This window comes from Providencia sp. PROV073 (assembly GCF_033688125.1).
Classification (GTDB): Bacteria; Pseudomonadota; Gammaproteobacteria; order Enterobacterales; family Enterobacteriaceae; genus Providencia; species Providencia hangzhouensis.
In genome coordinates this window covers 2,803,376-2,815,733 of record NZ_CP096353.1, presented here as the reverse complement: position 1 = coordinate 2,815,733, position 12,358 = coordinate 2,803,376, and the positions used below count along the sequence as shown (strand labels likewise).

Below are 12,358 nucleotides of genomic sequence, written 5' to 3'. Positions count from 1 at the left end.
GGCAGGCCAAGATATTAGTTTTAAGGAACGTAGACATCGCCTTCAAAGAGTTTTCTTGCAGTTCGAATAATTGAAGCTTGAAGCTCTTCCGGTGAGTTGCCTTGTTGGTTTAACGACACGTCAAATTTGCCACTTAAATGCTCAATAGCAATGTTTTTCATATCAACAGAGTGAACATATTGCTGGGTAATACTATTAGGAACAATAGTACTTGTGGCAATGGCAATAGCACCAGTCACGGCAAGAGCGCCATGGCATTTATGTGGCATAAAATAGCGGACATTAATGGTTCCACCGTGAATGGCGGGTGAAATCAATATGGGTTTAGGAATAACTTTTTTGCTCACATCACCAAGTCCCATCGCTGCCCCGGCTTTTATACGAATAGTTTCCAGCTTTTGCATAAATTCGGTATCGGATTCAAGTTGCTCCGCAGTTTCATAACCAGTTTTATTGAGCTGAGGAGCATCAATTAATACCACAGGCATTGCCATATCAATACAACTGACATCAATGCCTTCAATGGTATCAATAGCATGACCAGTAGGAAGCAATTTTCCTGTTTTTGTTCCACACGCATTTAAAAATGTCAGGGCAACAGGCGCGGCATGGCCGGGTACACTAGCAATTTCGGTATCACCATCATAATCCACATGACCATCAGGTGTTTGCACCGTAGAGTTGACGAAAGTGTTCGTATTGACATTACGGATCCTGACAGTGGTTGTTTTACCAGTAATAGGAACTAACCCCTTTTCAATCGCAAAAGAACCCACGGCACAAAGAATATTTCCGCAATTTGGTGCGGTATCAACAATACGTTCAGTAATAGAAACCTGAGCGAATAAATAATCAATATCAGCATCAGGATGAGTTGAAGAGCTAATAATAGCGACTTTGCTGGTTTGTGGGCTACCCCCACCAATACCATCAATTTGCAAAGCATGACCAGAACCCATAATAGCAAGGATCAGTTCATCCCGTTGTTGAGTGTCTTTAGGGAGAGAGTCCGCTAAAAGGAATACGCCTTTCGAGGTGCCGCCACGCATTAGTGTACAAGGAATTTTTTTCATCTGTTTACCCGTCATATTTCACGCTGTAGCTGTGTTGGCTGCACTCAGCCCCCCAAGTCACATACTGATGTATGCTCCTCGGGATGCCTTCGTTTTGCCGCCTTGCTACAACGCGAACTATTTAGGGTAAACTGACTTAATATTATTAGGGTAAACTTAAGTCTGAATTAAGGTTGCTCCAATAAAGTTCACGTTATAGCGCCAAGACTGCAAATAACTCTGGAACAGCGAGAAATTAATAATTTTGTTGTTAAATAGGGCACAATCATGATTGTGCCCGTCGTGTCGGTTTATTAACGAAGAATTAAATTAATCCAGTACTAATTAAAATTTCCCACCAACCTAAACCGATAGTCATGTGAACGAATAAACTAATGAAGGCAACTAACCCGCCGATGATCCACCAAGAACGGATATCGTTATAACCTGCACCGAATACGATAGGTGCTGCTGCACCGCCATAGTGCGTTACGCTTCCGCCATAAGCATTCGAGAACAGTAAGCCCAGAGCGAGCAACATCGGAGGAGCCCCTGCAACCATACCTACAGTGGCAAATACCGGCACCATGGCTGCAACGTAGGCACCACCAGAGGCGAATAAGTAGCGAATGGCAACACTGATGAACATGATGACAAAGAACGCCAGCATCGCTTGGTCACCGAAAGAAAGGTATTGGCTCATGGTATCTGCGAGCCACTTGAAGAAGCCTGCTTTTGTGAGTACGCCTGACATACTGATAATACCACCGTACCAAATCAGGGTATTCCAGCCGCCTTTATTCTTCAGTACGTCATCCCAAGTTACAACACCGAGGATCAGGGTTAATGCCATGACCGCAATCGCGACGCTAGACGCGCTAACACCGATAAGGTCAGAGAAAATCCAGCCACACAGCGCGATAACAAAGACAATCCCCAGCAATTTTTCACGCATAGTCATTGGGCCTAAATCTTCAAGACCTTTAGCTGCGATCTCTTTGTTATTCACCTTTTTCAACTCAGGCGGATACAGTTTGTAGATCATTAACGGCGTCAAAATCAGCATGATTAAACCCGGTACAGAGGCGGCAAGTGCCCATCCGCCCCAACTTAAATGGATGCCCATAATGTCACTCATCATGGCAAGGGCGAGTGCATTCGGCGCCATTGCTGTCAAGAACATATAGCTGGTGGTTTTGGTCACCATATACACGTTGACGAGGAGGTAGTGACCTGCTTTACGTGGGCTTTTTTCTGGATCAGACCCTAAAGCAACGGCCACACTATTGATGATTGGAAAAACAATTCCCCCAGCACGTGCTGTATTCGATGGCGTCGCAGGAGCGATAATTAAATCAAGGATTGCGGTTACATAACCGAGGCCTAATGTTGTACCGCCTAATTTACCAATCAAAATATAAGAAAGACGTTTACCTAAACCGGTAATAACAAAGGCAGCACTCAGAGTAAATGCAGCAAATACAAGCCATGTCGTACCGGATGCATATCCGCTTAAAACTTCGCTTGCTTTGACATCTTTAGTACCCGTTACCCCAATAATTACCGCACTTGCAGCAATCGTGGCTAATAAAATAACAGGCTCTGAATATGGTTTAAGTACCAGCCCAACAATAGCGGCAAGATAAAGACCGAATAGCAACCACGCAATATGTGGTAGACCCGCTGGTGTTGGTATTAAAGCAATAATAATTGGAATGGCTATTAAAATTAATAGCTTCCATATTTTTTCTTTTTGCATAAGCCAATTTCCTTGATTAAATCAATATTAAATTTATTTAATATTAAATTGAATGAACTTTAATATTAGGAATTTGTTAAAATGACGATATTTTAAATATGGCTGTATCTTGAGTGAATAAAATGATTTTAATTCTTCATTAGTAATTCACCCTAAGGTATATAATTTAGTTAAATAGTTAATTGGTTTTTATTTGGTTAAATTTTTTTATTCTTTAAATTATTCCTATTTTATTAGTATTAAAAAATTACTTAATGTTAAATAAAAGAATGATTGGGTAATCGTGCAAAGAACCAAGTCAGAATTAATAAGTCTGCACTTCCCCCTGGGCTCACATTTAGCTGAATACATTCATTATCAAAATGTTTAACTTTAACTAAGTCATCACAGGTATTGATACCAGCAATTAATAACTGTTCCGCGCGTTGTTTTACCCATGCTAAGCCGTTGACACCCCCACGGTTGACAATATTCGTATCGTCATTCAGGCTCATTAATAGAATCAAGGTATCAAGTAGGGCAATATCGGCTAGTTTGCCTTTAGCGAGTTGCTGTAAATAATAAGGAAGTGAATGTTTGATTACTAACGAGTAACCGCCTTCGGCTTCACCTCTTGCACCCGTTAGCCCATGGCTCTGGTATAAACGCTCGCCTGCGGTGGGTTTTTCGGTTTTTTGTTTAAGTTCATTGGTAATTCCCTTACACATACTAGCAACCAATAAGCTGACATTTTCCGGTGAGACACATTGTTGTTGTGCAATCAAACGGCCTATTGCGGTTAAGACTAAACCTAAGGAAAAAATACTGCCTTTATGGGTATTAACGCCTTTTGTTGCACGGAACATCGACCTTTCGCAATCCATTCCAATAGGGCGAATGTAAGGTAATAGCTGCGCTATAGGGCAATTTTTATATTGAGCGCCTGCCTGTAAAAATCGTGGAAAATGTGTCGCGATGGCATTGGCACTTAAATGAAAGTCAGTCAGTGCCATATCTTTATGGGCACCGGTATTGTGTTTATCAACTAACCCGGGCTTAGGGGTTAAATTCACTTCGGCCAACATCGCTTGCCATGCTAATTGGCTGTAATAGCGAGTTAATTTTTCATTGATATGGCTGAGTTGTTTAATAGGTTGCATTTGCTAACTCCTCGATACGATCAAGTATCTCAACCAATGAATGTGTCCGTTGACGAGCACAAATTTTTGCTTCATTTTCACAAATTAAGCATCGTCTTGGTGGCAAATTTAATTGAGATCGCGAATATTGCTGCCCATTCGCATCAAATACATCGAAATCCCATAACCGACCAACAGCAGACGATCCTTCTAGGTGAATTAACGCTTTTTTTATCTCGATAGCATCACCATCAACGGCGACTAAGCATTCCGGCCCCGTTTTGAATGCCCAAGATTGTTGTGATAAAAACACCCACTGCCCGCATGAAGCAATTTGTTCAAGCGCATTTAAGCCCTGATTAAACACATGTCTAACAAGAGAATTGTCTTTGACAGCTCCAGGAAAAACGACAGTAAATGAAATCAAGGTTACCTGATGGAGACCAATCCATGCTTGTTGTCGAGCCTGACGGGCATCACGGCTATCCAACAGTTCAGGTAAAGAAATTTCAAATTGCTCTTGAGTATCAGGCAGTGGGTAAAACATATTTACTCCTTCACTTGATGAACAACATCAATGATTGAACCATCACGATAACGGACAACCGCAACAGCTTTATCTGTAAATTCAATTGGGTTAGGAGTACCGGTTAATAATTGTGCTCGCTCTCTTAACCAGCTCATTGAAACGGTTTTAATACCTTGGCTTTCAAGTTGCTGTTTTAATTCAGGGCGTGCAGGGTTAACCGTAATACCATGGTCAGTGACAAGAATATCGACACTGGAACCTGGTGTAACACAAGTGAGAACTTCATCCACTAACGTTGGAATACGTCCTCGGACAAGCGGAGCAACAATAATTGACAGTTTTGAGGCTACAGCAGTATCACTGTGACCTCCAGATGCACCACGAATAACACCGTCAGACCCTGTTAACACATTGACATTAAAGCGTGTATCGATTTCTAACGCACTGAGTACGACGACATCAAGCATATCAACGGAAGCACCTTTCGAATCAAAACAGGCATATTGGTTAGCACTGATTTCAATATGATTCGGGTTGCGAGCAAGTGATTCAGCTGCCGCTTTATCAAAGCTTTGAACATCTAATAATTTGCGAATTAACCCTTTTTCATGTAAATCAACGATAGTTGAGGTAATACCGCCAAGTGCGAAACCAGCTTGAATGTTATGGCGTCTCATTTTATCTTCAAGGAAGCGAGTAACGGCCAAAGAGGCGCCACCAGTACCGGTTTGTAATGAGAAACCATCTTTGAAATAACCGGATTTTTCGATAACATCCGCTGCGGTACGCGCAATCAGAAGCTCACGAGGGTTTGATGTCATACGAGTTGCATCTGCCCCGATTTTATCCGCATCACCCACGCGTTTAACTTTGACGATATAATCGACTTCATCTTGTTTAATACTGGATGGGTTATGGGGGTAATCGAGTATCTCTTCTGTTAACATCACCACTTTTTTCGCAGTTTCAGCGTCAATTTTGGCATAACCTAAAGAGCCACAGCAGGCCGTTCCGGTATATCCGTTTGCATTACCGTATTCATCACATGATGGCACGCCAATAAATGCCACATCAATAACTAGTTCACCGCTATGAATTAGATTGGCTCTTCCACCATGTGAATGGATTTGTACGGGTTCTTCTAACTCACCACGTGAAATGGCTTCAGCGAGCGTGCCTCGGATACCAGAGGTATAAATTTTACGAATAACCCCATGACGAATATGTTCAACAAGTGGTGAATGGCAAGCACTTAATGAACTGGATGCAAGTGTTAAGTTGCGAAAGCCCATCTCTGCAATGACTTGCATCACCATATTGACCGTAAGGTCTCCACCACGAAAGGCGTGATGGAAAGAAATGGTCATACCGTCTTTAAGACCAGAACGGCGAATCGCGACTTGCAAGTCATCACACAATTTGCGATTTCTCGGCTTTTGTACCTGCTGTTGTACTTTACCAATATCTTTAAATTCACGTAGTACATCGTCAGTATATGGTTGTAAGTAGGCTGATACGCGAGCCTGGCGCTGAGTATTATTTGTCATTTTTATTGCCTCACTCTTCCCTAATTCCTGATAATGCTGCTCGTGATAATACGAGGCGAGCTCTGTCAATAACTGGGCCATCGACCATTTTTCCGTTCAATGAAACTACGCCTTTACCTTCAAGGGCTGCGGCATCAGCGGCTTCAACAACACGCTGCGCATGGTCGACTTCTTTTTGAGTTGGTGCATATAAATTATGAAGTAACTCAATTTGTCTTGGGTTAATTAATGATTTGCCATCAAAGCCGAGCTGTTTAATGTGAGCGGCTTCGCGTAGGAAACCTTCTTCATTATTAGCATCAGAATAAACGGTATCAAACGCTTGAATACCTGCTGATCGAGCGGCTTGTAAAATGGCGCACCGAGCATAGAGGAGTTCTACGCCGTCTGGAGACCGCTCGGTGCGCAAATTGCGGACATAGTCCTCGGCACCTAATGCGATGCCTATAAGTCTTGGTGATGAATGAGCAATATTCACAGCTTGAGTGATGCCCATTGGTGATTCAATAGCGGCTAGCAAACCTGTGCTGCCTTCTTCGCGGCCACAGCTTTTTTCTATACGCAAGATTTCACTTTCAATATCAATAACATCTTGTGCCGTATCCGTTTTAGGAAGGCGGACGATATCCGCACCACCGCGAACAACGGCTTCAAGGTCAGCAACACCAAAAGCGGAATCTAATGCATTGACCCGTACAATGGTTTCAATATCTTGATAAAGTGGGTGCTGCAATGCATGGTAAACCAAGCGACGAGCCGTATCTTTTTCGCGCAAAGTGACGGAGTCCTCAAGGTCGAACATTAAAGCATCCGCTTTATAAATAAAGGAATTGCTCAACATAGCTGCATTGGAGCCGGGAACAAACAGCATACTTCTGCGTGTGCGTGATTTTTGTTCTGGAGTCATTACTTATCCTCCCAAGGCAGATAGTCGATATCACAAGCGCGAGCCAATAAGGCTTCTAAGCGGGCTTTGAGTACGCATTCTAGTGCACCTTTATCATCTACAATGATTTGTGCCCCTTGAATATCATGTTGCTGGATAACTTCTTGTACGATTTTTGCGATAGCATCCCCAAACTGTTTTTCAACACTACTGGTAATTTGTATTGAGACCTCTTGAGTGTCTTCTAGTGGCTCTATGCGAACCATGACATCACTTGATTCAAGTGTGCCAGCTACTGCTGCGTGCTTTATCTTCATATTTCACCTATGGCTAATTCAGAACTTTCGGTGTGGCTTTGAGCAGATGCGACTTGATTGGCGACCATCTCTTGTAAATATTGATAGGTTGCCTCAGGCACAATCGGCTTAATCGCCGCAAGATCTTTTTTAGCGAGCAATCGTCTAACTTGTGAGGCAGAAACAGCCGTTCCATTGATGATTGTTCGCGGAAATTCAATGAGTTCTATAGGTGGAAAATTCATAGCATCGGTTTTTAACCAAAAGCGCATGTCTTGGTTATATTGGTTGGTGACTTGGCAAAAAGGTTCCGAGCCTACGAATCGATGGGTTATCCCTAAAGCAGGGGCAATATATTGACGAAAAATCTTAATATCGATTTCGGTATAACAGTTATTAGCAACTGTTTTATCTTTAATAAAGTAACAAGGAAAAGTCGCTCGAGAAATAATATATTCCGAACCTTTATGAATAGTAAGATTTTCTATTCCTTTGGTTCCTGCTTCAATTAAATTTAATCTAACTTTATAAGGAAAACGTGAGGTATCTTCTTTGACAACAAATAGATGTAGCCAATCACAGGCCTTCGCAGCTTGCTCTATTAAATAACGATGCCCAAGAGTGAAGGGGTTGGCATTCATAACGATTGAGCCAATTTTTTTTCCTTCCTTACGTTGTGCTTTTAAACTTTCGATATAACGTTTTAGATAACAGCAACTATTTTCCATCAATACCATAATATCAGGAACTGTGGCAATGGTATGAAAACCACATTGTTGGAATAAGCTTTCATTTTGAAATTTGGTATAAATAAATAAATGAGTTGTATTATTTTCGTAAGCAAGATTAACCAGTTCTGTTGCTAATTTTAATGCAAGGCCTTCACCTCGAGCATCATCGCTAATAGCAACGCATTTAATAACATTTTTTGCTAATCCTCCACACGCAATTAATTTTTCATTGCGAGAAATCGTAATGAAAACGTCAATACTTGAATCAAGTTCTAAATCGTTTTCCTTTAAAAACTGAGTTATTTCAGCAAGTTTCCTGTTCTCATGACGTTTTACTTGGTTAAACGTTATGTTTTCGAACATAATAGTATCCTGCATCTCATTTAGAGATGTTTTTAAAATGTTGCTAATGTTAAAGTTAATTAAATAAATTCTCTTAGGTTGTTTTTATAAAAACAAATATAAATTTTTATTTAATTACCCTCTCTGATATTTATATTAAAGATACTGTATTTAATATATTTGACCTATTTCATGTTTCTCAAATGAGATTGTATTTGTTTAATGGTTTTAAAGTTTTTAATTATTGAATATGTTTTTTATTGCTTGGTTTTAATGTGTTTAATTATTAATATGTGTATTATATCTTTGGCTTGAATCCGATTTATCGGTTATCCTACCATTTTTGAGTTAACAAAATTTTTACTTTTCAGCCAGTAACGAGATATAACATGAAAAAAGAATATACGTTCTCCTCATTGAAAAAAGTAAATTCAGTTTCATTTTCAGTACGAGTATTTTTTCTGTTATTAATAGTTTCTGTTTTTTTAACTCTCGGGCTGGGTAAATATTTTACGGACACAGCTGAAAATCGATTGATTGCGAACATTCAATCGTTAGCAATGAGCCAAGCAAAGCTGATTGCTTCTATTGATGGTGTTGTTCAATCCGTAAAGTATAGAGATATTCCTGGGTTGAAGGTTATCGCTGACAAACTAAACCAAGATTCTAACTACGATTATGTTGTTATTGGTGATGAAAATTCGATTCGTTTGTATCACCCAAATAGTCAAAAAATTGGTTTTCAAATGCAGTGGAACAAACCAGGAGCTTTAGAGAAAGGGGAAAGCTATTTTATCAATGGCGAAGGTTCAATGGGGAATGCTGTTAGAGCAAAAACCCCCATTTTTGATGAGCAAGGTAAAGTGATCGGTGTTGTTTCTATTGGCTATCTATCCAACAAAATAGAAACATCACTCAGTGAGTTATTCGTACAAACAGGAGCCACTTTTTTAGGCATACTGATTATATTGCTCTTCTTATCATGGGCATTTTCACGTTTAATTCAAAAACAAATGTTGGGTATGGAACCTGAGGAAATAACCCAATTAGTCTTAGTACAAAAAGGGATATTTGAAGCTGTTTTTGAAGGTGTTATCGCAGTGAATATACAAGGGCAGATTATTAATATTAACTCTAATGCCCGGAAAATGTTATCTCTAAGCAAGCCGCTAGGGCAGTTAACAGGGACTTTTGTGTCGGAGCATATCTCGCCAGCCGACTTTTTTATTACCGATATTGAAACGACTAAGCATGATGTGATTTGCGAATTTAATGGCCTAAACGTGATTGCAAACCGGGTGGCAATTCGTGATGGGGAACATCTTGTGGGGGCGGTCATTAGCTTTCGTAGCCAAAATGATATTGAATCGCTAAACTCTCAGTTGACTCAAGTTCGCCAATATATAGAAAGTTTACGTACGTTACGGCACGAGCACCTTAATTGGATGTCAACATTAAGCGGTTTATTGCAAATGAAAGAATATGACCAAGCGTTGGCACTAATTAAAGGGGAGTCAGAATCTCAGCAACAATTAATTGATACACTTCGTGGGCAGTTTTTTGATAAGCAAGTTGCTGGTTTATTATTTGGTAAACACCACCGAGCCAAAGAACTAGGCTTACAATTAAAATTTACTGCGGGTAGTCAGTTACATGAATTACCTGATTCATTAAATAGTACTGAATTTTGTGCCATTTTGGGTAATCTACTCGATAATGCGTTTGAAGCAAGTTTGAAAAATAATCAGGGTAATAAGCAAGTTGAGTTATACCTTTCAGATGAAGGAAAGGAGATTGTCATTGAAGTCGCTGATCAGGGATGTGGTTTCCCGTCAGAAATTCAAGACAAATGGTTTGAGCGTGGTGTCACAACGAAAACAGATATAGCAGATAGCCATGGTATCGGGTTATATCTCGTTGCATCTTATGTTAAACGCTGTAATGGTGCAGTGATTATTGAAGAAAATCAACCGCATGGTACAGTATTTTCAATTTTTATTCCGAAAGTGAAGATATAAAATGATCAAGATAAAAATCCTCATAGTGGAAGATGAGTTGCTGCTTGCCGAAATGCACAGCGAATATATAAAAGCCTATCCTGCATGTGACAAAGTTTGGCTTGCAGGTAATCTTGCGGAAGCGAGAAAAATGATTGAATACATGAAGCCAGATCTTATCTTGTTAGACAACTATTTACCTGATGGAAAAGGTATTGACCTAGTTCATGAGTTAATACAAGAAAGAAATAATGCAGACATTGTATTTACGACGGCCGCAAGTGATATGGACACAGTCTCTGAAGCTATTCGTTTAGGTGTTTTTGACTATTTAGTGAAGCCAATTGCTTATGAACGTTTAGGCCAAACATTGGATAGGTATATTCAACGTAAATCTGTTGTACAGGAAAATAGCAAAACCAATCAAAGTAAAATTGACGATATGTTTAATACTTATGCTAGAGGGGAATCAAAGGAAGAACTTCCAACAGGTATTGATATCATTACACTTGAAAAAATACTCGCGTTGTTTACTGAACCTGATGTGCAATATACGGCAGAAAGTATTGCTGAAACCATCAAACTTAGTCGTACTACAGCAAGACGTTATTTGGAGTATTGTTTAGCGAAAGATAAAATTGAAGCTGAAATTGAGTATGGCAAAGTTGGCCGACCGCAACGGATTTACCGCGCCAAGTTGTGAGTGTTTGAATTAATAGTATATATCGATAGAAGCTCTGCATTGGTTATAAACAATGCAGATTTTCTGTATCTTACTTATATCAGTGGTACAACAGTAAGTTGGAAAAATAGAGTTTATTGCTGCTGGTTTTTTAAAATTAACACTTTCTTTTCAGCCCGCTCATGGCCTTTAGCGGCTGCGAGTTGATACCAGCGTAGGGCTTTTTTATCATCGGCCTCAACACCCATACCATATTGGTAGCAAGCTCCTGCTGCATATTGCGCATCGGCACTATTTTGCTGAGCGGCTTTGATAAACCAGTGACAGGCTTTTGCTTGGTCGGCTTTGATACCATCGCCGCGCGCATAGATAAGCGCGACATTAAATTGAGCTGAAGCTTCACCTTGTTCAGCAGCTAGGGTTAGCCACTTTATAGCTGATTGGATATCTTTTTTGGTACCTTGTCCAGTTAAGTACAACATACCTAAGCTGTTTTGAGCGGGGGAAAAGCCCAATTCTGCGGCACGGGTAAAATATTGAAACGCGAGAGGGTAGTTTACCTTGTCATACATACCTACTGCTGCTTGGTAGCCTAATAAATACAGCGCTTGTGGATGGTTTTCTTCCGCAAGAGCAAGATATATTTTTTGGGCTTTTTGCGGGTCTTTTGTGATAGCTTTTCCCTCTTCATACCAATAGGCGAGGGTGAGCATCGCAGGTTGAAAATGCTGTTCAGCCGCTTTTTTTAGCCACCGTTCAGCTTCTTCTGGGTTTTTCTCTAATAAATCATTGATGCCATATAAGGTATATTCGGCCATATTCATCTGGCCAATAGGGTCACCACTTTCGGCTGCTATTTTCATCCAATGCAGCATTTGTTTTTCATCTAGCTCTACCCCAGTTCCTTGCTGGTACATCAGGCCAAGGTTAATTTGTGCTTTTGTAAAGCCTTGATTGGCAGAAAGAAGGTACCAGTGTAAAGCTTGGTCAAACTGTTGATGAGACTGATAAAACATTCCTAAGTTAAATTGAGCTTCGGCTTGGCCTTGTTCCGCAAGTGCAATTAGTGTTTTTTCATTTATTAGTGGCGTTGTTTCTTCTGCAAAAGCAGGGAGGAAAAATACGTTAATAAAGACAAAACACAATAAAAATATTTTTTTCACATGACATCCTTTGGACTAAGCTCTTAATGGCTACGTTATCTTGTTAGATAAGTTCCTGCAATGATATGAAAGATATTTTATATTAATTCTAATAAATCAAATGGTTAATTATTGCTATTAGCACATTGGGCAAAGAACAGATAAAAATTTTAAAAAAAGATGAACTTTTTTCCTTCTTAGCCAGTCTTATTAGTATCTATATACTGTTTGCTTGCGTAAACATTCATATATTTACCCTCATCATTCATTTCTTTAC

At 40.0% G+C, this 12,358-nt stretch carries 11 protein-coding genes; 2 read left to right on the top strand and 9 right to left on the bottom strand.

Translation table 11 applies throughout. The features are described 5' to 3' along the window. Positions 1-20 precede the first annotated feature (20 nt). The 8 genes from M1F17_RS12805 to citC all read right to left on the bottom strand — a co-directional run bounded on the left by M1F17_RS12805 (position 21) and on the right by citC (position 8,281). Positions 21-1,073 (bottom strand): 4-oxalomesaconate tautomerase, encoded by a 1,053-nt coding sequence (locus tag M1F17_RS12805; protein ID WP_036957831.1) that lies wholly within the window; start codon positions 1,071-1,073, stop codon positions 21-23. A gap of 304 nt (positions 1,074-1,377) precedes the next feature. Beyond that, on the bottom strand, positions 1,378-2,811 hold the full coding sequence (locus tag M1F17_RS12800; protein WP_096865103.1) for an anion permease: 1,434 nt from the start codon (positions 2,809-2,811) through the stop codon (positions 1,378-1,380). A 257-nt stretch (positions 2,812-3,068) separates the two neighbouring features. Continuing rightward, positions 3,069-3,950, bottom strand: coding sequence for a triphosphoribosyl-dephospho-CoA synthase CitG (gene citG, locus M1F17_RS12795; protein WP_096865104.1), 882 nt, complete (start codon positions 3,948-3,950; stop codon positions 3,069-3,071). Further along, positions 3,937-4,476 (bottom strand): citrate lyase holo-[acyl-carrier protein] synthase, encoded by a 540-nt coding sequence (gene citX, locus M1F17_RS12790; RefSeq protein ID WP_004255463.1) that lies wholly within the window; start codon positions 4,474-4,476, stop codon positions 3,937-3,939. The genes citG and citX overlap by 14 nt, the downstream gene beginning before the upstream one ends. 2 nt (positions 4,477-4,478) lie before the next feature. Then, complete coding sequence (citF, locus tag M1F17_RS12785) at positions 4,479-6,005, bottom strand: citrate lyase subunit alpha (RefSeq protein ID WP_164455757.1); 1,527 nt, start codon at positions 6,003-6,005, stop codon at positions 4,479-4,481. A gap of 10 nt (positions 6,006-6,015) precedes the next feature. Then, positions 6,016-6,912, bottom strand: a complete 897-nt coding sequence (gene citE, locus M1F17_RS12780; protein ID WP_004255459.1) for a citrate (pro-3S)-lyase subunit beta — start codon at positions 6,910-6,912, stop codon at positions 6,016-6,018. After that, positions 6,912-7,208 carry a citrate lyase acyl carrier protein gene (gene citD / locus M1F17_RS12775; RefSeq protein ID WP_004255457.1) on the bottom strand — a complete coding sequence of 99 codons (297 nt, stop codon included), beginning with the start codon at positions 7,206-7,208 and terminating at the stop codon, positions 6,912-6,914. The genes citE and citD overlap by 1 nt, the downstream gene beginning before the upstream one ends. Then, positions 7,205-8,281 (bottom strand): [citrate (pro-3S)-lyase] ligase, encoded by a 1,077-nt coding sequence (gene citC / locus M1F17_RS12770; protein ID WP_164560979.1) that lies wholly within the window; start codon positions 8,279-8,281, stop codon positions 7,205-7,207. The genes citD and citC overlap by 4 nt, the downstream gene beginning before the upstream one ends. A gap of 368 nt (positions 8,282-8,649) precedes the next feature. Here citC and dpiB point away from each other — a divergent pair, with 368 nt between their 5' ends. Then, complete coding sequence (gene dpiB, locus M1F17_RS12765) at positions 8,650-10,278, top strand: sensor histidine kinase DpiB (RefSeq protein WP_094961213.1); 1,629 nt, start codon at positions 8,650-8,652, stop codon at positions 10,276-10,278. 1 nt (position 10,279) lies between these two features. Continuing rightward, positions 10,280-10,960, top strand: a complete 681-nt coding sequence (gene dpiA / locus M1F17_RS12760; protein ID WP_004263346.1) for a two-component response regulator DpiA — start codon at positions 10,280-10,282, stop codon at positions 10,958-10,960. A gap of 113 nt (positions 10,961-11,073) precedes the next feature. Here dpiA and M1F17_RS12755 read toward each other — a convergent pair whose 3' ends face one another. Then, positions 11,074-12,102 (bottom strand): tetratricopeptide repeat protein, encoded by a 1,029-nt coding sequence (locus M1F17_RS12755; RefSeq protein WP_110591573.1) that lies wholly within the window; start codon positions 12,100-12,102, stop codon positions 11,074-11,076. Positions 12,103-12,358 lie beyond the last annotated feature (256 nt).